The organism is Marinomonas sp. ABL3_031 (assembly GCF_056161265.1).
In genome coordinates this window covers 242,902-268,046 of sequence record NZ_JBSWYU010000004.1, presented here as the reverse complement: position 1 = coordinate 268,046, position 25,145 = coordinate 242,902, and the positions used below count along the sequence as shown (strand labels likewise).

The 25,145-nt window shown below is 43.7% G+C and carries 21 protein-coding genes and 7 tRNA genes; 7 read left to right on the top strand and 21 right to left on the bottom strand.

Annotated elements, in window-relative coordinates; genetic code table 11:
- Positions 1–14: 14 nt before the first annotated feature.
- The 7 genes from ACXAH2_RS07360 to ACXAH2_RS07330 all read right to left on the bottom strand — a co-directional run bounded on the left by ACXAH2_RS07360 (position 15) and on the right by ACXAH2_RS07330 (position 1,734).
- Positions 15–90: transfer RNA gene (locus tag ACXAH2_RS07360), tRNA-Asn, on the bottom strand.
- Positions 91–128: 38 nt separating this feature from the next.
- Positions 129–204, bottom strand: a tRNA-Lys gene (locus ACXAH2_RS07355).
- A gap of 14 nt (positions 205–218) precedes the next feature.
- Positions 219–294: transfer RNA gene (locus ACXAH2_RS07350), tRNA-His, on the bottom strand.
- A 23-nt stretch (positions 295–317) separates the two neighbouring features.
- A tRNA-Pro gene (locus ACXAH2_RS07345) sits at positions 318–394 on the bottom strand.
- Between the two features lies 1 nt (position 395).
- Positions 396–471: transfer RNA gene (locus ACXAH2_RS07340), tRNA-Asn, on the bottom strand.
- A 53-nt stretch (positions 472–524) separates the two neighbouring features.
- A tRNA-Ser gene (locus ACXAH2_RS07335) sits at positions 525–615 on the bottom strand.
- Positions 616–678: 63 nt separating this feature from the next.
- On the bottom strand, positions 679–1,734 hold the full coding sequence (locus ACXAH2_RS07330) for a polysaccharide deacetylase family protein (protein ID WP_475077544.1): 1,056 nt from the start codon (positions 1,732–1,734) through the stop codon (positions 679–681).
- 182 nt (positions 1,735–1,916) lie between these two features.
- Between ACXAH2_RS07330 and ACXAH2_RS07325 the strand changes: the two genes are divergently transcribed.
- The 4 genes from ACXAH2_RS07325 to glsB all read left to right on the top strand — a co-directional run bounded on the left by ACXAH2_RS07325 (position 1,917) and on the right by glsB (position 6,046).
- On the top strand, positions 1,917–3,113 hold the full coding sequence (locus ACXAH2_RS07325) for a glycine C-acetyltransferase (RefSeq protein WP_475077543.1): 1,197 nt from the start codon (positions 1,917–1,919) through the stop codon (positions 3,111–3,113).
- 14 nt (positions 3,114–3,127) lie between these two features.
- Complete coding sequence (gene tdh / locus ACXAH2_RS07320; protein WP_475077542.1) at positions 3,128–4,153, top strand: L-threonine 3-dehydrogenase; 1,026 nt, start codon at positions 3,128–3,130, stop codon at positions 4,151–4,153.
- Between the two features lie 81 nt (positions 4,154–4,234).
- Complete coding sequence (gene nudC, locus ACXAH2_RS07315; protein ID WP_475077540.1) at positions 4,235–5,041, top strand: NAD(+) diphosphatase; 807 nt, start codon at positions 4,235–4,237, stop codon at positions 5,039–5,041.
- A gap of 93 nt (positions 5,042–5,134) precedes the next feature.
- Entirely contained in the window at positions 5,135–6,046 is a 912-nt protein-coding gene (glsB, locus tag ACXAH2_RS07310) for a glutaminase B (RefSeq protein WP_475077539.1), read from the top strand.
- Positions 6,047–6,156: 110 nt separating this feature from the next.
- Here the strand turns inward: glsB and ppnN are convergent, their stop codons facing one another.
- From ppnN to urtA, 12 genes are all read right to left on the bottom strand, one after another.
- Positions 6,157–7,542 (bottom strand): nucleotide 5'-monophosphate nucleosidase PpnN, encoded by a 1,386-nt coding sequence (gene ppnN / locus ACXAH2_RS07305; RefSeq protein ID WP_475077537.1) that lies wholly within the window; start codon positions 7,540–7,542, stop codon positions 6,157–6,159.
- A 137-nt stretch (positions 7,543–7,679) separates the two neighbouring features.
- Complete coding sequence (locus ACXAH2_RS07300; RefSeq protein ID WP_475077535.1) at positions 7,680–8,900, bottom strand: MFS transporter; 1,221 nt, start codon at positions 8,898–8,900, stop codon at positions 7,680–7,682.
- A gap of 83 nt (positions 8,901–8,983) precedes the next feature.
- The gene (locus ACXAH2_RS07295; protein WP_475077533.1) at positions 8,984–9,649 is read right to left on the bottom strand and encodes a glutathione S-transferase family protein; all 666 of its coding nucleotides are present in this window, start codon (positions 9,647–9,649) and stop codon (positions 8,984–8,986) included.
- Between the two features lie 463 nt (positions 9,650–10,112).
- Positions 10,113–10,358 (bottom strand): hypothetical protein, encoded by a 246-nt coding sequence (locus ACXAH2_RS07290; RefSeq protein WP_475077531.1) that lies wholly within the window; start codon positions 10,356–10,358, stop codon positions 10,113–10,115.
- Positions 10,359–10,487: 129 nt separating this feature from the next.
- Positions 10,488–10,790, bottom strand: coding sequence for a heme-degrading protein HmuQ (gene hmuQ, locus ACXAH2_RS07285; RefSeq protein ID WP_475077549.1), 303 nt, complete (start codon positions 10,788–10,790; stop codon positions 10,488–10,490).
- A gap of 170 nt (positions 10,791–10,960) precedes the next feature.
- The gene (locus ACXAH2_RS07280) at positions 10,961–11,359 is read right to left on the bottom strand and encodes a zinc ribbon domain-containing protein (protein ID WP_475077530.1); all 399 of its coding nucleotides are present in this window, start codon (positions 11,357–11,359) and stop codon (positions 10,961–10,963) included.
- A 13-nt stretch (positions 11,360–11,372) separates the two neighbouring features.
- A complete protein-coding gene (fmdA, locus tag ACXAH2_RS07275; protein ID WP_475077528.1) occupies positions 11,373–12,602 on the bottom strand; it encodes a formamidase in 1,230 nt (409 codons plus the stop codon).
- Positions 12,603–12,670: 68 nt separating this feature from the next.
- The gene (gene urtE, locus ACXAH2_RS07270; RefSeq protein WP_475077527.1) at positions 12,671–13,360 is read right to left on the bottom strand and encodes an urea ABC transporter ATP-binding subunit UrtE; all 690 of its coding nucleotides are present in this window, start codon (positions 13,358–13,360) and stop codon (positions 12,671–12,673) included.
- Between the two features lie 54 nt (positions 13,361–13,414).
- Positions 13,415–14,158: an urea ABC transporter ATP-binding protein UrtD gene (gene urtD, locus ACXAH2_RS07265; protein WP_475077526.1), complete on the bottom strand. Its 744-nt coding sequence runs from the start codon at positions 14,156–14,158 to the stop codon at positions 13,415–13,417.
- Positions 14,159–14,210: 52 nt separating this feature from the next.
- A complete protein-coding gene (urtC, locus tag ACXAH2_RS07260; RefSeq protein WP_475077524.1) occupies positions 14,211–15,362 on the bottom strand; it encodes an urea ABC transporter permease subunit UrtC in 1,152 nt (383 codons plus the stop codon).
- Between the two features lie 74 nt (positions 15,363–15,436).
- The gene (gene urtB / locus ACXAH2_RS07255) at positions 15,437–16,360 is read right to left on the bottom strand and encodes an urea ABC transporter permease subunit UrtB (RefSeq protein WP_475077523.1); all 924 of its coding nucleotides are present in this window, start codon (positions 16,358–16,360) and stop codon (positions 15,437–15,439) included.
- A gap of 131 nt (positions 16,361–16,491) precedes the next feature.
- On the bottom strand, positions 16,492–17,778 hold the full coding sequence (urtA, locus tag ACXAH2_RS07250) for an urea ABC transporter substrate-binding protein (protein WP_475077522.1): 1,287 nt from the start codon (positions 17,776–17,778) through the stop codon (positions 16,492–16,494).
- A gap of 338 nt (positions 17,779–18,116) precedes the next feature.
- On the opposite strand from urtA, the gene ACXAH2_RS07245 reads away from it, so the two are divergent.
- Together ACXAH2_RS07245 and ACXAH2_RS07240 are read left to right on the top strand one after the other, a co-directional pair.
- Positions 18,117–21,503 (top strand): hybrid sensor histidine kinase/response regulator, encoded by a 3,387-nt coding sequence (locus ACXAH2_RS07245; protein ID WP_475077520.1) that lies wholly within the window; start codon positions 18,117–18,119, stop codon positions 21,501–21,503.
- Positions 21,500–22,417, top strand: a complete 918-nt coding sequence (locus tag ACXAH2_RS07240; protein ID WP_475077518.1) for a response regulator — start codon at positions 21,500–21,502, stop codon at positions 22,415–22,417. Before ACXAH2_RS07245 ends, ACXAH2_RS07240 begins: the two co-directional genes overlap by 4 nt.
- 69 nt (positions 22,418–22,486) lie before the next feature.
- On the opposite strand, the gene ACXAH2_RS07235 is transcribed toward ACXAH2_RS07240, so the two are convergent.
- Positions 22,487–22,563: transfer RNA gene (locus ACXAH2_RS07235), tRNA-Arg, on the bottom strand.
- 199 nt (positions 22,564–22,762) lie between these two features.
- Between ACXAH2_RS07235 and ACXAH2_RS07230 the strand changes: the two genes are divergently transcribed.
- Positions 22,763–23,098 (top strand): c-type cytochrome, encoded by a 336-nt coding sequence (locus ACXAH2_RS07230; protein ID WP_475077516.1) that lies wholly within the window; start codon positions 22,763–22,765, stop codon positions 23,096–23,098.
- Here the strand turns inward: ACXAH2_RS07230 and rep are convergent.
- The gene (gene rep / locus ACXAH2_RS07225; RefSeq protein WP_475077514.1) at positions 23,095–25,143 is read right to left on the bottom strand and encodes a DNA helicase Rep; all 2,049 of its coding nucleotides are present in this window, start codon (positions 25,141–25,143) and stop codon (positions 23,095–23,097) included. The genes ACXAH2_RS07230 and rep overlap by 4 nt on opposite strands.
- Positions 25,144–25,145: the final 2 nt, after the last annotated feature.

The following is a 25,145-nucleotide window of genomic DNA, read 5'->3' as shown; positions in this document are numbered from 1 at the left end:
GCGCTATACTCCGATGGCTCCTCGAACTGGACTCGAACCAGTGACCCAATGATTAACAGTCATTTGCTCTACCAACTGAGCTATCGAGGAATTAATCAGATTAGTGCAGATTTTGCATCAGATATAGCTGGTGGGTCGTACTGGATTCGAACCAGTGACCAATTGATTAAAAGTCAACTGCTCTACCAACTGAGCTAACGACCCAACTATCATAGTAATGGGGTGGACGATGGGGCTCGAACCCACGACCGATGGAATCACAATCCATAGCTCTACCAACTGAGCTACGCCCACCACTACTAAAATGAATGATAAAATGGTCGGAGTAGAGGGATTCGAACCCCCGACATCCTGCTCCCAAAGCAGGCGCGCTACCAGACTGCGCTATACTCCGATGGCTCCTCGAACTGGACTCGAACCAGTGACCCAATGATTAACAGTCATTTGCTCTACCAACTGAGCTATCGAGGAACTAATTTTATCTTCGCCGCAACGTGTTTTTTTAAGAGAACCCCTTTAAAAAATGGCGGAGGAGGAGAGATTCGAACTCTCGGTAGGCTACTAACCTACGCCGGTTTTCAAGACCGGTGCATTAAACCACTCTGCCACCCCTCCGTTGCGAGCGAGGTGTATATTACTGATTTGAAATTTCAGTGCAACATTTTTTTTGAAAAAAAGTTAACTTTTTTCGCTCACATAGTTTTGACCCGCTGCTGGACGAATCCAAACATTGGAATACCAATAGTAACGACGACCAGTGCTATCTGGCATAGTACAGTTAATACGTCCACGTCCACTGCCAAACGCTTGCGGAGCCGTTGCCAACACTTGATTGTCCGCTACCCATTCCAAATTGGCTTTACCTTGCCCTGAAACATAACAAGCTAAGTCCTTGAAACGATACTTGCCGTCTTTAAAGGTCAAACGAATCGAAACCGGATCACTACCTGCCAAATCACCTCCTGCATCCGCATTTAATAACGGCATGGGTTGTGAATTTAACTTGGTCTTTAATGTCGCCAAATTGGCATACACCCCTGAGGCAGGAAAACGTGGCAAATTCTCAAAATCAGAATCAATACTCACGACTCCTGATTGCTGCCCAAACGCCATAATGCCTCTGTCTTTCATGATATTTCGAATCGCTTGATTCGATTCACCGTATGGATAAGCAAACATTTTTGGAGTGAAATCTAATTCTTCAAGCAAGAGATCTTCAACCCTGTCTACCTCTTGTGCCATACGTGACAACCAAGCGTCATTCGTTTCACCCTCTTCCTTACGAGTCATATAAGGGTGATTAACCGTATGATTTGCAAACACAGCGCCCGACTTTTCCATCTCTTTCATCTGTTCCCAAGTTAACGCACTGCTGCGCTTAGCTAAAACAGGTTCAGTATTAATAAAGACGGTAAAAGGATATTCGCGTTCTGCCAGAATAGGGAATGCGCCAGTGTAAATATCACGATATGAATCATCGAATGTGATGGCTACCGCTTTCTCAGGTAAAGGGCTATTGACTTTAATTTTGTTTAAGGCAGTACGTAAATCAACGACTTCAAAACCTGCACTTTCCAAATAATCCATATGTCCGATAAACTCAGCGGGACTTAAAGAAGTCGATCTAGGGGTTGTTTCGCTCACATGGTGATATTGCAAAATAGGCAAATAATCTTGCGCTTGCAGCGCGACACTCATTCCAATGCTACTTACCAGCAGGCTAGATTGCATCATCCTTTTAAAAACCTTTGACAACATGTCACATCCTCTTTGATTAAAACTTGCTCCATTCTACGCGACCCTTTCACTTTAAGAAAACTGTTATGGTCATTTTGCTATGCCACTGCATCTACTTTTCTTAATGACAGACTTCTACACTCAAGACATAGTCAATTTATCTTCGAATGGAGAAGAGTATGAGCAAAACCAACTTTTACCAAGGCTTGAAAAATCAATTAGCCGAACTAAAAAAACAAGGCTTATACAAGCAAGAACGTCCAATGATTTCACCACAAGCCAGCTTGGTAGAAACAACAGATCAACGCCCCGTCATCAACCTGTGCGCCAACAACTATTTAGGCTTAGCTAATGACGAAAAAGTAAAACAAGCCGCTCACCAAGCCTTAGACACATTTGGTTATGGCATGGCATCCGTGCGCTTCATTTGCGGTACGCAAAGTATTCATGAAGCACTAGAAAGCAGCATTAGCAATTTTTTAGGAATGGAGGCCACCATTTTGTATTCTTCTTGCTTCGATGCAAATGGCGGTTTATTTGAAACTCTGCTTGATGAAGATGACGCCATCATAAGCGACGCGTTAAATCACGCTAGCATCATTGATGGCATCCGCTTGTCTAAAGCACGACGCTATCGCTACGCAAACAACAACATGAGCGAACTGGAAGCGGCGCTTCAAGACGCGGATAAAAATGACGCTAAAACCAAACTCATCGTAACTGACGGTGTATTTTCAATGGACGGCATCATTGCAGATTTACACAGCATCTGTGACCTCGCGGATCAATATGATGCCCTTGTCATGGTAGACGATTCTCATGCCGTTGGATTTTTAGGAGAACAAGGCCGGGGCAGTCATGAATATTGTCAGGTTATGGGACGCGTCGACATTATTACCGGCACCCTAGGTAAAGCCTTAGGAGGCGCTTCTGGTGGTTATACTAGTGCCTCAAAAGACGTTGTTGATTGGCTGCGTCAGCGCTCGCGCCCCTATTTATTCTCAAATGCTTTAGCGCCTGTGATTACCGCAACCAGTCTGGCTATTATGGAACAAATCAAACAAGGTGGCCAAGCGCGTCAACAACTCAAAAAGAACAGCCTATATTTTCGCTCCGAGATGAGCAAATTGGGCTTTGAATTAGTGCCTGGCGACCACCCTATTATTCCCGTTATGTTGGGCGACGCCAAGCTCGCACAAGATATGGCAAACGCGTTGTATAAGGAAGGTATCTTTGTTACCGGATTCTCCTTCCCAGTGGTACCTATGGGCAAAGCCAGAATTCGTACGCAAATGTCTGCCGCTCATACTAAGCAACAGCTAGACCAAGCCCTTCAAGCCTTTGCCAAAGTTGGTAAGGAACTGAACATTATTTAAAGAGGGGAATTGCTATGAAAACACTAGCCAAACTGCACGCCGAAGAAGGCATCTGGTTAACTCAAGCCGATTACCCTGAATGCAGTCATAATGATGTCATTATCAAGATACGCAAAACAGCCATTTGTGGCACCGACATGCATATTTATCACTGGGATGAATGGTCACAAAACACCATTCCTGTTCCTATGACAATAGGTCATGAATTTGTTGGCGAAATCGTCGAAATTGGTCCAGAAGTCAGTGGTTTTACCATAGGCGATCGTGTCTCAGGGGAAGGTCACATAACCTGTGGTCATTGCCGTAATTGTCGAGCGGGGCGCCGTCATCTATGTCGTAAAACCCTTGGTGTCGGCGTCAATCGCAGCGGTGCTTTTGCTGAATATTTAGCCATTCCGGCCAGTAACGCCTTTAAAATTCCTAACAATATCAGTGATGAGCTGGCGGCTATTTTTGATCCCTTTGGCAACGCAGCTCACACCGCCCTTTCTTTTGATTTAATAGGTGAAGACGTATTAATCACAGGCGCAGGCCCCATTGGCGCCATGGCTGCCGCTATCGCCAAACACGTGGGTGCGCGCAATGTGGTAATCACCGACATCAACGACTTCCGCTTAGCACTCGCCAAGAACATGGGCGCGACTCGTACCGTCAATGTTATAAAGGAGTCCCTAAATGATGTGATGTTAGATTTGGGTATGAGCGAGGGCTTTGATGTAGGAATGGAAATGTCTGGCAACGATCAAGCATTTCGTTCCATGCTGGAAAACATGAACCATGGAGGCAAGGTTGCCATGTTGGGCATTCTTGGAAAAAACACCCTGATCGATTGGAATCAGGTCATCTTTAAAGGCTTAGTCATTAAAGGCATATATGGCCGTGAAATGTACGAAACTTGGTACAAAATGGTGGCCATGCTGCAATCTGGCCTCGACATTAGCCCTATTATTACCCATCGTTTTTCAATCGATGATTTTCAGAAAGGTTTCGACAGCATGGCATCAGGCCAATCTGGAAAAGTGATCCTAAACTGGAATTAACCATTTAACCTCCTGAGACACTTGCGTTGCAAACTTGATCGCGTTAGCGTAATTCTTTTCGACGCAAAACTGAGCGGTAACATGTTAGAAATTGGCACACAAACGCATCCACGACCACATCAAGATGCGCTCTATATTTTGTTACATCGTCAACAAGTACTGGTCGAAGCGGATCTGCAGTTCTTAATTCCCTTCCATCATTTTCAACCTAACGCCAATATGGGCGCGGTGTATTGTGGTCAATGGCACGGCCAAGACGTATTTGTTTGCCGTTTTGACAAGGTGCCGAAAGGCTTCAAGGAAATGAGTCTACGCGAACTCTTGTTTCTGCAAAATCATGACCACTTCATTTTACTCAGTCGTGCTCATCAGCTGTCTACTTGGGACAGAGATCATCAGTTTTGTGGTCGTTGTGGAACAGGCTTACAGGAAAAGCACAATAAAGAACACACCAAGATTTGCCCTAAATGCAATCTCAGACACTATCCGCGTATTTCGCCGTGTGTGATCGTGTCCATTCGTTATGACAATCGCATTCTGCTCGCTCGCGGCCCACAAGCACCAAAAGACCGTTACAGTAACATTGCAGGGTTTGTTGAAGCAGGCGAAACCTTGGAGCAAGCTGTGGCCCGTGAAGTCAGAGAAGAAGTGGGCATTGCGGTCAAAAATATTCGCTACATAAGCAGCCAACCTTGGTCCTTTCCTCATCAACTCATGACCGGCTTCTTTGCCGATTACCAAGCAGGGGAAATTACTCCTGCACCTGGTGAAATTGAAGAGGCAGACTGGTGGCACATTGATGAGTTACCCATGATTCCAAACGCTGCCACTATCTCTGGTCAACTGATATTACAGCATGTTGACTGGATTAAGGCTCAACCTAATTAAAGCGCTGTTTAGCACTGGTATTCCAGTGCTAAACACCTATACTAGCCTTCCTTCAGAACCCTCTTAAATAACCATAATAAGATTGAGAAAAACGTGGAAGCCTTACTTCAGTCCATCGAAAAGAAAGTTCGCCCCTTAATAGGTCAAGGCAAAGTTGCCGATTACATCCCAGCCCTTGCTGAGGTTGATCCCAATCAGTTTGGCATCGCTATATACAGTAATAATGGTCGCTTATATCAGGCTGGCCAAGCGGATACTGAATTCTCCATACAGAGTATTTCAAAGGTATTCAGCCTCACTTTAGCCATCAAACACTATGGCGAGAGTATGTGGCAACGGGTCGGTCGAGAGCCATCCGGCAACCCCTTTAATTCTTTGGTACAACTGGAGTATGAAGCGGGTGTGCCAAGAAACCCCTTCATCAATGCTGGAGCTTTAGTGATCAGTGATATGAACCAATCACGCTTTGCTTCACCTCATTACGCTATGCGCGAATTCATCCGTCGCTTGGCGGATAACCCGCATATTCAATCCGATAAAATTGTATCGGACTCTGAATACGAATTTCGCGCTCGTAACGCGTCCATGGCCTATTTAATGAAAGCTTTTGGTAACTTCGAAAATGACGTGGAAGCCGTTCTGCATAGCTATTTCGATAACTGTGCGGTGCGCATGAGCTGCATTGATCTTGCCAAAGCCTTCAGTTTTCTGGCTAATAAAGGTTACTCGCAACTTTCTAATGAGCAAATCTTAAGCCCCAGAGAAACCACTCAAATCAATGGTTTATTGGCCACCAGCGGTTTATACGACGAAGCAGGCAATTTTGCCTACCGTGTTGGCTTACCGGGCAAAAGCGGCGTTGGCGGTGGCATCATCGCCATCGTACCTAATCAGTTTTCTGTATGCGTTTGGTCTCCTGAACTCAATAAGTCAGGCAACTCACTTGCTGGTATGGCGGCACTAGAAGCACTGTCCGAAAGTATTGGCTGGTCAGTATTTGGCTGAATGCGCTAAATAGAAGAGAAGCTTTTAATAAGAAACAAATAGCATCAAAAAATGCGCTCAACCAGGTTGAGCGCATTTTTGTTTATTACCTATACCAGTTATACAAATAACTAATCCGTGATCACCTTGTAGCAGGGCACGTAAGCCGTTCCGGGTAATTTCATGCGTTGTTGATCAACGAAGGCTTGTAGCAGCACATCCAATTTAGCCAACAAGGCTTTATCACCGTGAATCTCAAATGGGCCAAACTCCTTAATGTACGCCACACCTTGAGCCTTCACATTCCCCGCCACAATAGACGAAAACGCGCGACGCAGATCGGCAGCGAGCAAATGCACCGCTTCTCCATAATGCAGGTTTAAACTACGTACATTCTCATGAGTAGGTTCAAAAGGACGTTGAAACTCTTCCGGAATGTACAACTTCCAATTGTAGTAAAAGGCATCCTGATGAGCTTTGCGATAGGCTCGAACCTCTTCCATGCCTTGTTTCATGATGCGCGCAACCGCCACTTCATCATCAATGACAATCTGATATTTGCTCTGTGCCTCAGTCCCTAATGCTTCACCAATAAAGGCATGAATCTGTTCGAAGTAATCCGCACTCTCTTTTGGTCCAGTAAACACCAATGGGAAAGGAATATTGGCATTTTTAGGGTGCAATAAAATTCCCAAAATATAAAGAATTTCCTCCGCGGTGCCGGCGCCACCAGGAAAGACAACGATACCGTGTCCAGCTCGCACAAAAGCCTCTAAACGCTTTTCTATGTCAGGCATGATCACCAATTGATTGACAATCGGATTAGGCGATTCCGCCGCGATAATGCCTGGTTCTGTCAGCCCCAAGTAGACACCATCTTTAATACGCTGCTTAGCATGAGCGATGGCAGCCCCTTTCATTGGCCCCTTCATGGCACCAGGTCCACAGCCAGTACAAATATTCAGATCACGTAAGCCCAATTCATGGCCAACCCGCTTGGTATAATCGTACTCGTGGCGAGCAATAGAATGACCTCCCCAACAGACAATCAAATCTGGGTTTTGAATACGACGAAAGACGTCTGCATTACGTAACAGCTCAAACACCACATTTGTCAGTTTGTCAGGGCTGGCGTTTTTCAGGCCATTTTCCAAATCATACTCGTGATGCGTGAAAATGATGTCACGTAATACACTGAACAACATTTCACGCACACTGCTAATCATCTTACCGTCAACAAAAGCACTGCTTGGTGCATTTTTCAACTGCAGCTTAACGCCTCGCTCTTGTTGAACAATTTGAATATCAAAGTCACGATATTCGTCCATAATGGCCTGCGGATCATCCGAGTCACTGCCGCAATTTAAAATGGCCAAGGCACAACGGTGGAATAAATCATGAAGTGGCCCTGATTCCTCAGACAAACGCGCCATTTCATCTTTTGATAACATTTCCAAAGCACCTTTTGGCGCTACTAAAGCATCTACGCGCGCATCTACGCGATCTTCAAACTGCATGATCGCCCTCCTCCTTTTTGTTACTTTTCATCTGTCTTCTCATTTCTTTATATTGGTAGTGATGGACAGCTTTATCAAGCAGACTTAACAAAGTTAACAAAATATCCCTAATATAAAATCAATCAGTTAGCGACCATTTAAGCCATTTGAGCACGCAAACGAGCCACCGGGCGTTCATCAATCACAATGTGAATCAAGGCCGTAATCAAAGCAATGATACAGGCTGCCCACCACACGACATCATAAGAGCCGGTATGATCATACAAGTATCCACCCAACCAAACTCCGCTGAATGAGCCAAGTTGGTGGCCTAGGAAAACAATGCCGTACAGCATTCCCATATATCGCAATCCAAACATCTGTGCGACCAAACCAGAGGTGGGCGGTACGGTAGCCAACCAAAGCAATCCCGTCACAATAGAGAAGAGATACACAGACCAATCTGTCATTGGAAACACCATAAAGAGTGCAATCACCACAGCTCGTAACGCATAGATAATGGTCAGTAATTTCTTTTTCGAGTATATACCAGCCCAGCTGCCCGCCAATAAACAACCAAAGATATTAAACAAACCAATCAAGGATAAACTGGCCACTGCCACGTCGGAGGAAAAGCCCTCATCCGACAAGAAAGCCGGCATATGCACTGTAATGAAAGCCAACTGAAAACCACAAACAAAAAAGCCCACCACCAACAACCAATAATGGGAATACGCACCAGCTTCTTTCAATGCCTGAGTCATGGTTTGCGTGTTTTCTGACGTTACTCTTGGTGTCGAGCCAGATTGCTTTTCATGACGAAATGGACTCGACAATAACACCATCAACAAAGCACAACCGGCCAATAACAGCAAAGCAGTACTCCAACCGTAGGCGGCAATAAAACCTTGCGCTACAGGGATTACCAGAAGTTGCCCAGCCGAACCCGCAGCACTACCAAGACCCAACGCAAAAGAGCGCTTTTCCGGCGCGACCATTCTCGCCAAAGCCGGCAAAACAACCCCAAAACCCGTGGCAGCTATACCCATGCCCATCAACATACCGGCCCCCACATTTAAACTGGTGACGCTGCCAGCATCGGTTGTGACATACAACCCCAAAGCGTATAACGCCGCACCAATAAACAAAGTTTTCAAGGTACCGAAACGGTCCGAAAAGGCACCTGCTAACGGTTGAAACAAGCCCCAACACAAATTCTGTAGCGCCAAAGCAAAGGCAAACACCTCACGTCCATAACCAAATTCCTCAGAAATCGGCGCCATAAAAAAACCCATGGACGAGCGCAAACCAAAATTTAACGCCAGTAAAATGCACACCAGTGCAATAGCTAAACTGAATAACCGAACCGGTTGCGACATGCTGCCCCCCTGCATTATCTATAGATAAAAAATAAGCTCAGATCATAGCACCAAGCTCAGACACCGGAACAAGACTTCGAACATCACAGTGTGGTGAAAGCACCACCCTTGGCTAAAGCCCGTTGATAACCAGGTTGCTTTTCCACTGCGGCAAGGAAACGACGAATATTCGGATACTTGTCTAAATTCATACGAGAACTGGACGCTTGCAAGGGAAAACTCATTTGAATGTCTGCCGCGCTCATAAGGTCACCCGTAAACCATTCGCGTTCTCCTAACGTGGCTTCGATGAAGTCCAACTGTGGCTGTAAGCGAGGTAAAATGAACTTTTGCTGAACTTTATCTGTTAACGCTTTGGCAATGGGTTTGATAAAAAAGGGCATGGGGTTTTTAGGTACTCTGGTCATTACCAATTTCATCACTAATAAAGGCATTAAAGACCCTTCGGCAAAATGCAGCCAAAAGCGGTAATCCAACAAAGCTTGACCTTGCGCGGGGCGTAAGCCTTGTTCCGAATCGTATGTATCAAGCAGGTATTCAATGATAGCGCCAGACTCAGCAATGGTATTGTCACCGTCGGTTATGACGGGGGCTTTACCGAGAGGGTGTACTTTTTTCAGCGACTCTGGTGCCGATGCGGTTTCTGGGTCACGTTTATATTCGACGATTTCATAGTCGAGATTGAGCTCTTCCAATAGCCACAAAATACGCTGAGAGCGAGAGTTTTCCAAATGATGAACTGTTATCATGGTGACTTCCCTTGTAGACAAAAGTGGTTGATTTAGAGAGGAACATAGCACGGACAATATACAAAGTAGGGAGAATCAACACAATAACGCACTTACTAATGATTCATACAGAGAAAGATAACCGAGGGTAATAGCCTTCAGACAAAGCAATGGTCTTGTGATGAATAATCAAGAGCACTCATCATTCAGGTCTATGGTCAAAGTGCCATTGAGCAGTTTCAATAATCTTCTATGTGCTATTTGGTCGACTAAATAGGCTCAGTAAGAGGGTTGAAAATAATCAACAAGCAAAGAAATCTGCAAGACAAAAAGTGATGCGGCTGCAAACAATAGCTTGTCCAGTAGTCGGATAAGCTTTGATGGCTCCTTGAAGTAATGCGGGAGTCTGCAACTATAGAAGAGTTTTTATACTGCGCATGTTACTGACTCTGGCGATATCGGCATTATTTCAAAATATGAAAGACTAGACTGGCTTTAACTGTCTTTGCAGGTCATGATAATTACCGACATATTCAGAGCCATAGAACAATTGAGGTACTTTGGCTAGCTCCTGACCAATCATGCAAATAAGTTCAGCTTTGGAAACCTTAGAGGATTCAGAAGCTTCTATACTAACCGTCTCAAATACAATGTTATTGCGCATCAAGGTATCTTCTGCCAAACGGCACACGCCATCATTTGTTGCGCAATATAGTGTGTAATTTTTCATCTTGATCTCCTTCAAATAGGTGGTGAGATTAGCGCCAGTCGCCTTACTCCATGTGTCATACTTTAGAAGAATCACAAAAAAATAAAAAATTAATTAAAATTAATATATAAATACAAAAAAACTATTTCCCTACAAAACAGCTTCAAAACATTCTAATTGTGGATGCCCTATATAGACCTCTCTGCGACTCCCGGCATTCGCATGTGCCTTACGAAATGCTTCTGATTTCGTCCAAGCTTCGAATGCTTCTCGTGACGCCCAAGTCGCATGCGAAGAAAACAAGGTGAATTCTTCGTTCGTATCACCTTGAAGCAAGTTAAATGTCTTAAAGCCTGGCACGTCTTTCAAGTGAGAATCTCGGTTTTTCCAGATCTCAATAAACTCTTGTTCGCATCCCAGTTTTATTTTGAATCGATTCATTGCGATAAACATGATGATATCCTTTGGATTGGAAGTAATCATATTTAACCCCTATTGTTGATAAAAGAAAACAGAAAGGCATATTCAAATACGCCTTTCTGTTTATGCTTTTTTTATAGGGAAAGTGGACGTTGAAAATACTTATTCGCAGCTTCCTTATACACTTCCTATTGTTTACCCTATTAATGACTAATCATCCATGGCCGTTGAGAAGGGAAAACTTTACTGCCGTCAGGTAACAAGACCACCTGTTTTTTTAATGCACTTTGTTCTGACCTATGCTCTGAACAGTCACAAGAATGACTTTTATGAGCCTTTTTTTGTAATAAGAACTCCTGTTTCTCTTGTGCTTCTGCTCGCGAATCTTCCGTCGATATCAGAGGCTGATGTTGTGCTTGCTCATTTTTTTCGGCGGCTTCATAGGCTGAAGGCGACATGGCTATAACATGCGGCGCCACTAAAATCACAGGGGTACACAAGGTATGACATTTAGGACAGGGAAACGCTTCTCCTGCTCTGTCTAAAGGCACCAGCTCATGAAACATACCATGTTCAGCGCATTTAAAATCATAGATAGGCATGTGCTGCTCCTAATTATTTGTCCGCTGAAAGTGGAATATCCACACTACCGTCTAAGTGAATTTCCGGTCCTTCTGCATTAGGCTGTACATCAAAATCAAATATATCAGTGGGCAACCATAAAGTAGCGCAGGCATTGGGTATATCAACAACACCACTAATATGTCCTTGGACGGGAGCGCATCCAAGAATCGCGTAAGCCTGGGCTTCACTGTAACCAAACTTGGTCAGATATTTAATGGCGTTTAAGCAGGCTTGTCGATATGCAATATGAACATCCAAATAATGCTGTTTACCAGCTTCATCAACGGAAATACCTTCAAAGATTAAATAATCATCGTATTTAGGGGTAATCGGGCTGGGTTTAAAAATAGGGTTTTTTATGCCGTATTTCTGCATTCCCTCTTTCACAAGGCTGACTCGCATATGAATCCAGCCAGCCATTTCAATGGCCCCACAGAAGGTAATTTCTCCATCGCCTTGACTGAAATGTAAGTCTCCAACACTCAAACCTGCGTCCTTCACATACACAGGAAAATAGACCTTTGAACCACGAGAAAGGTCTTTAATATCACAGTTCCCACCATGCTCACGTGGTGGCACGGTTCGCGCGCCTTCTGCAGCTGCAGCGTCTCTCGCATCACCGGTCATACGCCCCATGTGCGCGGTCTCAGCATAAGGTAAGGTGGCTAATTCAGGGGTTCGATCTGGCTCAGTATCATATAAGGCTTTTTCTCGAACATTCCATTCCTCTAACATATCTTTGGAAGGCAAACAGCCAATAAGCCCGGGATGAATAAGACCTGCAAACTCAACACCAGGAATGTGACGAGAGCTGGTAAACATGCCTTTAAAATCCCAAATAGACTTCTGTGCTTGTGGAAAATGCTCCGTTAGAAAACCTCCACCATTTTGCTTTGAAAAGAAGCCATTAAACCCCCATTGGCTATCTTCAAAAGTGCCGATATCTAAAATATCGACGACTAACAAATCACCAGGTTCCGCTCCTTCTACCCCAACAGGCCCGGATAAAAAATGCACCTGAGATAAATCCACATCACGAACGTCATCCGCAGAATCATTATTGTGAATTTGCCCACCAGTCCAATCGACACATTCAATGATAAAATCATCCCCTGGCTTCACCATGGCAGCCATTGGAATATCAGGGTGCCATCGGTTATGAATCATGTCGTTATCGTATGGTGACTCGTTTAGATTTACTTTTATGATGGTTTCTGCCATTTCGGTACTCCTCAATATTAGATTAGATTGGTACTTAGATGATTTACGGTTTAGGTATTCCCTCACCCCTAAACCGATAGATAGCCTTTAATTTTCTCGATATCCACGTCATCTCTGCGGTCTTCATGGATAAAGTTTCCCTTGTCTATGACAATAATTCGATCTGCAACAGCCATGGTAAAACTGAGCACTTGTTCAGACACTATGATGGTGATATTGCGAATTTTTTTGATTTCATTCAGCACATTGGCAATGTCTTTTATGATGGATGGTTGGATGCCTTCTGTTGGTTCATCCAATAACAACACCTTGGGATTGGTTACCAGCGCCCTAGCAATCGCCAACTGTTGTTGCTGTCCACCAGACAAATTACCTCCCTTACGATGACGCATGTCATGTAACACAGGGAACAGCGCATAAATGTCATCCGGAATCTTCTTCAGCTTTGACACCCCCATACCGGTTTCTATATTTTCTTGAACCGTCAAATTGGGGAAAATCATTCTGCCTTGCGGGACATAAGCCACCCCCTTTTCCACCCGCTGATAACTTTCCTTATTTGAGATGTCCACACCATCCACTAGAATGTCGCCATCAGTTAACGGCAAAATGCCAATCAGAGACTTGAATAAAGTGGTTTTGCCCATACCATTGCGACCCATAATGGCAAGGGTTTCGTTTTTTTCCGCACAAAAATTCAAGCCATGAATGACTTCACTTTGTCCGTAACTCACTTTTAAATTTTGAACGTCTAACATCTGTTCCTCCTCGGCCCAACGGCAAAGATCTCACTTACCGCTGTGCCCACATGATTAATGACCTAGATACACCTCGATCACTTTTGGATCCTTTTGCACGTCTTCCATTTTTCCAGACGCCAAAATTTTGCCTTGATGCAATACGGTCACCCGATGAGCAATTCGTTCGACAAACTCCATGTCATGCTCAATCACCAAAACAGAACGGCCTTGACTGATTTTGTTAAGTAAATCAGCGGTTTGTTCGCGTTCTTTGACACTCATACCAGCAACAGGCTCATCTAACATAAGCAGCTGAGGATCCTGAATTAATAACATGCCAATCTCTAACCATTGCTTTTGGCCATGACTCAATAAGGCCGCTTCTGTTTGCATTTCTTCCTCCAGCATAATCTGCTTAGCAACCTGCTGAATTTTGGCAATCACCTTGTTGCTGCGTTTAAAAGCCAAAGATCCAAACACACCTCGCCCCTCTGGATAGGACACCTCAAGGTTTTCAAACACGGACAGGTTTTCGTATATAGAAGGCGTTTGAAATTTACGGCCAACCCCTTTGCGAACAATCTCATGCTCCGACAGTGTGGTGAGTTCTTGATTTAAAAATTTAATGCTGCCCGAGGTGGACTTGGTTTTTCCGCAAATCAAATCCAGTACCGTTGTCTTACCTGCTCCATTTGGCCCAATGACCACATGAAGCTCGTTTTTGTCGATATAAAGGGTTAAGTTATCAACGGCTTTAAAACCATCAAAAGACACGGTTAAATCTTCGATGCTTAAAGAAAAGTCTGTATTTGTCATAAATCACCTTCTTTAGTGCTCAATCACAGCGCATTCAACGTCACGCCGACCATTAACCTGACGACTTCATTTCTAAAGAGCTAGCCGCTATCTGAGCTTTACTTTTTGCCTGTGAGGTCGGACGAAATCGATTGATTAAGACGGGGCTGTATTGGCTCCATAAACCCGCCAACCCATTTGGAAAAAACATCACCACGGCAATGAAAGTCCCGCCCATTAAAAACAGCCATAACTCTGGAAAAGATTCGGAAAAGGCGGTTTTGCCAAAGTTGATCAATAACGTGCCATACACCACACCAATCAATGACATTCGCCCGCCTACTGCCGCAAAAATGACCATTTCGATAGAAGGCACAATCCCCACAAAAGAAGGTGACATAAAACCAACTTGCAAGGTAAACATGGCACCGCCAATAGCCGACACCAAAGCCGCAAAACAAAATATAAATATTTTAAAGTTAGCAACGTCATAACCAGAGAAGCGCACTCGATCTTCTTTATCTCGAATGGCTAACAATAAACGTCCAAATTTGCTGGTCAGAATAAAGCGAGATAACAGGATTACCCCTATTAACAAAATGCAGTTAATGTAGTAAAACAACGATTTAGCGGAATCCGAGGTAATGTCCCAACCATGCAGAGTGCGCAGATCTGTGATGCCGTTAATGCCACCGGTATAACCCTGCTGCCCAACAATTAATACCGTCAAAATAACCGCAATTACCTGAGTGATGATGGCAAAATACACCCCCCCCACTCGGCGCTTAAACATGGCACTCCCAATGACATAAGCGAACAAAGTGGGCAAGGTTAGAATTGCAATCAGTGTGAAGGTAAAGCTACTGAAAGGTTCCCAAAACCAAGGCAATGCCGTCAGCTGGTTCCAATCCATAAAATCGGGAATGCCCGGGGTTGATTGAATTGCCGTATTTTCTGCTGAAGAGGCCTCCAGCTTCAAAAACATTGCCATTCCATAGCCACCCAGACCAAAGAATATGCCTTGCCCTAAACTCAAAGTACCGCCATATCCCCATAACAACACCAAGCTAATTGCGGCAAAAGCATAGGTTAAGTATTTACCCACTAGGTTTAAGCGAAAGTTATCCAAAAAAAGTGGAAACACAATCAGTATCAAAATCGAGAGAACCAGCAACCCAATTGCCCCTGATCTAACACCCAACAATTTGTTATATACAAAATTCATATCAGACTCCGGACTTAACTCATCATCACCTGGTCAACAGATTCGTTATTCATCAGAAAAAGAAGGACAGACGACTAACGGCGAACCTTACTGGCAAATAATCCCTCAGGCTTAAACATCAGAATCACCACCAACACCAATAAAGTAAGGACTTTGGCCATGGAACCACTGATGAAAAATTCGAGAATGGATTGCGCTTGAGCAATTGAAAAAGCCGAAGCTATCGTGCCCAACAAGCTGGCAGCGCCACCAAATACCACCACCATAAAGGTATCAACAATATAGAGGGTTCCTGTGGTTGGGCCCGTCGACGCAATGGTGGTAAATGCAGCACCAGCAATACCGGCAATACCGCACCCTAAGGCAAAGGTATAACGATCAATTTGTTTAGTATTAATACCAACCGCGCCACTCATAGAACGGTTTTGCGTGGTGGCTCGAACTTTTAATCCCCAGCTCGATTTAAACATCAGGTAAAACACCCCCAAGGTAACCGCTATGGTTAACCCCAATACAAATAAACCATTTATCGGAATATCGATGAGATCGGTTACCGGATAGGCACCTAACAACCAATCAGGCAAGGTTGGGCTCACTTCACGAGCGCCAAATATTGAACGAAAAGCCTGCTGCATGATCAGACTGAGTCCCCAAGTAGCCAGCAAAGTATCAAGCGGACGCGAATACAAATGACGAATCAGCACAAACTCAGCGAGATACCCCAATACGCCTGACACTAAAAAAGCCAACACAATTGAAAAAACAAAATAATAAGGAAGAAAAGCTGGAAGCCAACTTTCTGTCAAAGAAGACACTAGGTAAGTGGTGTATGCTCCCACTGCCATAAACTCACCGTGGGCCATATTGATCACACCCATTTGGCCAAAAATAATGGCCAAGCCTAATGCCATTAAAAGAAGTACACTGAATAAACTGATCCCGGAAAAGCCTTGCATGGCTAAAATGGCACCGAGTTCACTGTAGCTATATCCACCCATAGTCAGCCTCTAATGTGTGATTGCTTAAGATAAGATTGTGCTGCGTTCACTGTCGTGCATTTTCATAGCAACCCGGTGAAATCGAGACTTCCAAGGGGTTGCTAGAAAATGTTAATTCAACCATTCAGGGCCTATTGATAACCTTCTGGGAAAGGATCAGGTTTAATCAGATCGGACTCATATACCACTTTAGCCTGACCATTTTTCTGCCATTGGCCTACTCTTGCTTTACTCCATAAGTGGTGATTAGGGTCAAGCTTGACATAACCTTCTGGGGCCGTTGTTAATTCAATGTTGCCAGTTTCTGAAGCGGCAACCACCTTGTCGATATCAAAGCTTCCGGCTTTTTCAACCGCGGCCTTCCATAACCAAGGACCAAGATAAGCGGCTTGCGTAACATCACCTATCACGCTGTTCTCGCCCCACATTTGCTTAAAGGCAGCAACAAAGTCAGCGTTATTAGCATTATCCAAGCTTTGGAAGTACTTCATGATGGAATAAAACCCATCTAGGTTCTCACCACCAATACCAAGCACTTCATCCTCGGTCACTGAAATGGTCAATAGAGTTTGTTTGTTCGAAGTAATACCGGCTGCTTTGAGTTGCTTAAACCAAGCCACATTACTTCCCCCTACGACAGCCGCGTAAATCACATCCGGTTTACGTAGACGAATTTTATTGATCACGGAGCCAAATTGGGTATCACCAAGTGGTTTATATTCCTCACCAACCACTTTACCGCCTAACACGTTTTCAATGTGTTTACGGGCAATTTTCATCGACGTTCTAGGCCAGATATAATCCGATCCGATTAAATAAAAGGTTTTGGCATTTTTCTCTTTAGCTACCCAATTCAGGCCATCCAGAATTTGTTGCGTTGCTTCTTGCCCGGTATAAATAACGTTTTTAGATTGCTCTAAACCTTCATAAAATGTTGGGTAATACAAAAGGCCATTTTCTTTTTCAAATACAGGCAAAATGGCTTTGCGCGATGCAGATGTCCAAGCACCAAAAACTGCGGCCACTTTATCTTGGACTAACAACTTACGACTTTTTTCAGCAAAGGTTGGCCAATCACTGGCGCCATCTTCTTGGATGATTTTTATTTGTCTTCCTAAAATACCGCCCATGTCATTAATCTGCTTAATCGCTAATTTCTCAGCTTGCTGTGCCCCGGTTTCACTTATCGCCATGGTGCCCGTCAATGAATGCAGTATGCCTACTGTGACTTCCTTATCCGTTACCGCTAATCCGGTGGTATTCACATCCGCTGCAGAGGCAAGGCTCAACTGCGCCGCTAACATGACACTCATTGGTATGGTGAATAATTTCTTGAAATAAGAAGGTAACTGACGCACCGCTTTACGATTTCGTAAATCAATGGTGCTTTTGGGTAGTACTAACGAATAGACGCTCATTGCATTACTCCTTAGGTTGATTAATTCATTTCATTCTGAGCCGATGTACTCGAGCTCACCATTGGAGAAACGCATGATCTATCTAGTTAATTTACGCTATATTACCCGGTTTTAAAGTTTGCTATATAAAAGGAAGTGTTTTCATTTAATTGTTTTTTATAAAGTTTATGAGGTTGCTAATAACAGCGGCACAGAATTTGCTGATTATCTAATGCAACCCGCTCAATAGTGAGAGGTGTGCCCTATATCATGAAAACAGTACCTATCTGAAAACAGTCGGTGATGGATAACCTTTGATTTACAAACAACCCTTGTTTAATAACGAAAAGGTTCTACTGATGAATAATGCTCCACAAGATATTTCTCTAGTACGAAGGCATTATAATCAATGGGTTGCCAATCAAACCCTTGAAGATTATGCACTCAGATTCACCGCAAAATCTGCTCGACACTGGTCAATCAGTAAAGTGGCTTTAACCGCCCTAGGAGCCATTTCTTTCTTGGTGTTAGAAGCCATAGGTGGCGCCATTACCTTGAGTCACGGCTTCACTAATGCCATCGCTGCCATTCTTGTTGTCAGTCTCATCATTTTCCTCACTGGGGCGCCTATCGCTTACTATTCAGCTAAGCATGGGATAGATATTGACCTACTGACTCGCGGTGCCGGATTTGGCTACATAGGATCGACCATTGCTTCGCTTATTTATGCCTCTTTTACCTTTATCTTTTTTGCCCTAGAAGCCAGTGTTTTAGCATTAGCGCTCGAATTGACTCTAAATCTAAAAGTGTCAATCGGTTACATTATCAGCAGCATCATTATTATTCCCATCGTGACACATGGCATTACCTTTATTAGCCGTTTTCAAGTGTGGAGCCAACCCATATGGATACTTCTTCAGTGTCTCCCTCTGGTCTGCATTGCTTGGCAATATGAAGAAGCTTTTGACCTTTGGATAAACTTTGAAACCAGTGATGTGAGCAGCAGTACTAATTCAGGCTTATCAATACTCGCCTTTGGAGCGGCGTCTTCTGTTTTATTCTCACTGATTGCGCAGATAGGCGAACAAGTAGATTTCTTACGATTTTTACCCAAACAAGAGAAGTCAAATACCAAACGTTGGTGGATTGCCGTCATCTCAGCGGGTCCAGGTTGGATCATAATCGGAGCCATAAAACTGCTTATCGGCTCTTTTCTTGCTGTACTTTGTATTCAATATGGCTTTTCTACTGAAGACGCTGAAGATCCTAATCAGATGTACAAACTGGCCTTTAGTTATGTAACTCAATCGGAACAGCTTAGTTTGTTACTGTTAGGTGTTTTTGTCGTTATCTCTCAACTTAAAATCAATGTCACCAATGCCTATGCTGGCTCCATTGCTTGGTCTAATTTCTTTTCCCGTCTTACTTACAATCATCCGGGACGCGTTGTCTGGTTAGTATTCAATGTCATCATTGCTATTTTACTGATGGAACTAGGTATCTATCGAGTGCTGGAAGGTATTTTAGGAGGCTATGCGATTGTTGCCCTCTCGTGGATTGGTTCTATCGTTGCCGATTTAATGATTAATAAACCGCTTGGCTTACGCCCTGATAAAATTGAATTCAAACGCGCTCATCTATATGACATCAATCCTGTGGGAGTTGGCTCCATGCTGGGCGCGTCCATCATAGGTTTTATCTTTCATTCAGGATTACTGGGAGAAGAGCTACAAGCCCTATCATCCTTTATCGCACTCTTTATAACATTTATTTTGTCGCCTTTATTCGCTTGGCTAACTAAAGGAAAATATTACATAGCCAGACCGGAAATTATATTTAATTCACATGAAGAGTTACGCTGTAGTGTTTGCCACTATCATTTTGAAAAAGAAGATATGACCTTCTGCCCTGCCTACTCAGGAAAAATATGCTCATTGTGTTGCTCTCTTGATGTCCGTTGTGGCGACATGTGCAAATCGCGGTCACGACTTGCAGAGCAATTCATCGATGCGTTTAGTCAGATCTTACCATCCTCGTGGCTAAAGCTCGTCAATACTCGAATGGGTCACTTTTTATGGCTTTTTTTGCTGAACAGCTTGGTGATTGCAGGTGTGTTACTTCTGGTTTACGGGCAAATCGTACTAGACAAACAACAATACAATAATGCCTTATTTGACGCTTCCATTGCTTCCGCCTTAATAAACGTGTTTTTTATTTTGCTCATCATATTTGGCGTCGTTGCTTGGATGTTCTCTCTCGCCAGAGACTCACGACAGATAGCACTTGAAGAAACGGAGAGGCAAACACGACGACTCAAGGATGAAATAGAAGCGCATAGCAAGACGGATCTCGCACTGCAAAAAGCCAAAGAATTAGCAGAAGCCGCCAACTTGGCCAAAAGTCGTTACTTAACGGGTATTAGCCATGAGCTGAGATCGCCCTTAAATGCCATTATGGGATACGCTCAGCTGTTAGAAAATGCTCAGGACATTCCTGCTAATAGACAAGGAGCATTGACTACCATCAAACACAGTAGCGAACACCTTGCCGATATTATTGAAGGGTTATTAGACATATCGAGTATTGAAGCAGGCACATTACACATAGAAAGGAATGATGTGCAGTTAAAAGAACTCATTCACCAACTCGTGAACATGTTTAGCATGCAAGCGAAAAATAAAAACATAGAGTTTCATTACCGCCCCCTAACCAATCTACCCACCACAGTCCATGCGGACCAAAAACGATTACGGCAAGTACTGATCAACTTATTATCTAATGCCATAAAATATACCCAAGCAGGGAGTGTTACCTTTTCTGTTAGCTATCGGAATCAAGTCATACATTTCAGCGTCATCGATACGGGTATGGGAATAGAGCAAGCTTCCCTTGATAAAATCTTTCTCCCCTTTAAACGCCTGGTAAAACCCAATGATCCATACATAGCAGGTACTGGACTGGGGCTAACCATCACACGTTTATTAGTGGATATTATGGGAGGTGACCTGCAAGTAAAAAGCACCCTAAATAAGGGCAGTGAATTCAGTATCTCTTTTATGTTGTCCAGTATTGAAGAAAGTCATGAGGTCAAAGCCCATTCCGAAATAACTCCCTCTGGTTATGATGGGGAAAAACAATATGTGTTTGTTGTCGACGATGATCCTAGCCAGTGCACATTACTCTCTGAATTACTTAACCCGATAGGTTTTGAAGTCTTTATAGCCAATAATGGTATTGAATGTTTAGACATGCTGACACACTGTCCTTTTACACCCAATCTTTTCTTATTGGATGTGACTATGCCTGGCATGAATGGTTGGCAGCTTGCGCAAAAGCTACGAGAAAAATACCCTCAATCCACCATTATTATGATTTCAGCGAATGCCAACACGGACGTCCCCCTAGATAAACATCCCCATAATGGCTATTTATTAAAACCTCTCAGGTACAATGAACTCTTTAGTAAAATAATACAAACCACCAATATTAGATGGCATTTCATCGATGAATCACCAGCCTCAGAGCCAGCATTAGGATATAAATTACCAGGCTTTTCAGTGAAGAGTAGCGACGTTTGCAAGGAGGATGTAAAACAGCTTATTCAATTTGCCAATATTGGAAACCTCAATGCCATCAGACAGAAAATTCAAACCATGGAAGCATTTCCACACTCACAGGAAGTTTTGGCTCAAGCCAACAATTTTCAGTTTTACAAAGTTGTTGAAACCCTGGAGAAAATGCTATGACGCCTAACACTAAAAAAGATCTTGTTCTTGTGGTAGATGATTCACCTGGTTCCTTAGGCATGATCAATGAAACCCTAGACGAAGCAGGGTTAACGGTATTGGTGGCATTAGAAGGGACACAAGCGCTTAACATCACACAAAGTATTACTCCAGACATCATTCTCATGGATGCCATTATGCCCGGAATGAATGGTTTTGATACCTGTCGCCATTTAAAATCTAAAGTGAATTTAGAACATATTCCCATCATTTTTATGACAGGGCTGAGTGATACTGAAAGCATCATCAAAGGATTCAACGCAGGCGGCATTGATTATGTTCAAAAACCTGTAAATAGTTCCGAACTCATTGCCAGAATAAAGGCTCACTTGAATAATGCTCGATTGACTCAAAGCGCCAGAATGGCCCTCGATGCATCCGGTCAATTCCTCATCACCACCAACCAAACAGGAGAATTCAAATGGGCCACGCCACAAGCCTATCAATTACTCAATAATGCCAATATCGATGAAAACTGGTTAAAAGAAAAACTCTGCGATGAATTACAAGAGTTTCTTACGTTACGATTTAACAAGGAGAAAAACATCCAAATAAAGCAAGGCAGTAAAACCATTGAACTGGCCTACGTGAGCCAAGACATCAAAAAAGATCATCTTTTTAGAATCATTGACTTAGAACTCACCCAAGAGCAACCCATACTTCAAGCAGCCTTTCAACTCACCGTGCGTGAAGCCGAAGTATTAACCTGGATAGCTAAAGGGAAAAGCAATGCTGAAATTGCCATTATCTTAAGCATTAGCCCCAACACCATTAATGCGCATTTGGCACAGATTTTTAAAAAACTGAATGTAGAAAATCGTACCAGCGCCGCCATCGTCGCCATTAATCAAATCCGCAAGTCTACGCTTTCATAGAACGGACAGATTCACACCTTTCCTAGTATCTAGCAGACTTACAACACATAGAGAAATGACAAGTCAAAATGGCACGCCCGAAAGGATTTGAACCTTCGACCTTCGCCTCCGGAGGGCGACGCTCTATCCAGCTGAGCTACGGGCGCATTGTGAGCCATGATCGACAGATCAATGACAAAAGAGTGTGCGTATTCTAAAGCAAATACAGCAGGATTCCAGTGCTTAATAACAGAAATCATCAGAGAATCCTCGCAGACACATGATCCAGCACATTTACCTTGTCGTAAAACTCACAGATAATGTCATCATCCTTACGAGAAAAGCCATTTAGAGACAACAAAGCTTATGATGTTAATGAGATCTTCCGATCATTTTAACCCGTTTCTTGTAACCGCATTTGTGGTGTTGTTCGCTATTTTTGCCAGCACGCAAGTATTTGCCGAAAGAACGGGGGACAAGGTATTTAATACCTTTTGCGTCGCTTGTCACCTTCATGGTGTTGCTGGTGCACCAAAACTTGGCAACACTCAAGATTGGCAACCCAGAATAGAAAAAGGCATGCCAACCTTATTAAAAAATGCCATTGAGGGATTAAACGCCATGCCGCCACGAGGCATGTGTTCAAATTGTAGCGATGAAGAAATTCAGCGCGCCATTCAGTTTATGATAGACAATAGTTAATCATTTAACATGGCTTTGAGTGCGGATAAAGAAGCTTGTCCACGTTCACGCTTGGCACTTTCCCCTTCATCGCCTCGACCTTCCCAGACCAAATCGTCCTCCGGCAGTTCATCCAAAAAACGACTCGGTAAGCAATCAATTTCTTCACCATACTGACGGCGTTTGGCGGCCAAAGTAATGCAAAGGGTTTTCTTCGCTCTGGTGATGCCAACGTAAGCAAGACGACGCTCTTCTTCTATGTCATCATTTTCAATACTATTACGGTGTGGCAATAATTCTTCTTCACAACCAATCAAGAATACATGGGGATATTCCAACCCCTTCGACGCATGCAGTGTCAGCAATTGAACCTTGTCTTCGTCTTCCTCTTCTTCTTGTCGCTCTAACATATCAATGAGTAAAAGCTTACTGATTGCCTGATCCAATTCAGCACTGTCGTCGTCTTCCCAAGCCGATTCCATCATACGTTGGATAGAATCGAGCAGAAACCTAACATTTTCAATGCGACGTTCCGCGGCCTTGGTAGAGGCACTTTGTTCTTGAATCCAGCCGTAATAATCCATGTCATGAATCATTTGCTCTATGACAGGCACAGGCGAAGCACCTTGCAGTCTCAGTCTAAGAGTCGACATCCAACGTTCAAAGTCTTGCAAGCTTTTCAAGGATCGACCGGTAACCGATTCTTCCAATGCTTTATAACCTGACGCTTCAAACAGACTGACTCCACGTTCGGAGGCCAAATTGCCCACTTTTTCCAATGTAGCAGGCCCAATTTCACGACGTGGCAAGTTAACGACACGTAAAAAGGCATTGTCATCCGCAGGGTTCACCAACAGACGTAAGTAACCCATAAGGTCTTTGATTTCGGCCCGCGAGAAGAAAGAAGTGCCGCCATTCATCTTGTAGGGAATACGATAGGCTTGCAGTTTGATTTCCAGTAGACGCGCCTGATGATTGCCTCGATAAAGGATGGCAAAATCACGATACGGTATGTCGTAACGCAAATGACGCGATTGAATTTCTGCCGCCACTCGCTCCGATTCCGCGTCTTCATTGCGCGTCACCATGACACGAATTTTGTCGCCTAAGCCCAAGTCACTCCATAAGGATTTATCGTAAACGTGTGGATTATTGGCGATCAGCGTATTAGCGGCTTTTAGAATCGTCTTAGTGGAACGATAATTTTGCTCCAGTTTCACTAACTTGAGATTCGGATAATCCACCGACAAACGCTCAAGGTTTTCTGGACGAGCACCACGCCAAGCGTAAATCGACTGATCATCGTCTCCTACCAAGGTAAAACAACGACGAAAGCCAGCGAGCAAGCGAATCAACTCATATTGACTGGCATTGGTATCCTGACACTCATCTACCAAAAGATAACGTACTTTATTTTGCCAGCGCTCACGCAGTTCATCGTCAGACATAAGCAAACTCACTGGCAGCAAAATCAGATCATCAAAATCCACCGCATTGTATGCGCGAAGATAACGCTGATATTGTCCGTACACTTGGGCCGCTAATAAATACTCTTCGGTATCCGCATTAGTAACGGCTTCTTGTGGCGTCGTTAAATCATTTTTCCAATTGGAAATCGTATGCTGACAATGAGCGGCTGAGTCGGTTTGACCATTGAATTCTTTGTCTAAGATTTCTTTCACCAAAGACAAAGAATCCTGTGAATCAAATAAAGTAAAGCCTTCTTTTAAACCGACTCGACGGTATTCTCGACGTAACATTCGCAGCCCAAGGTTGTGGAAAGTCGAAATACTCAGGCCTCGGCTTTCTTCTTTGGCCAACATTCCCACCACGCGCTCTTTCATTTCACGTGCCGCTTTGTTAGTAAAGGTCACCGCAATGATGCTACTTGCCTTGAATCCACAGGTTTGGATCAAATAAGCGATTTTCGTCGTAATTACACTGGTTTTACCCGAGCCCGCTCCAGCTAACACCAGCAATGGCCCATCGATCTGCTTAACCGCGTCAAGTTGACGGTCATTAAGATTGCGCATGCGATGCGATATGGAAGGTAAAGACTCGCTCATAA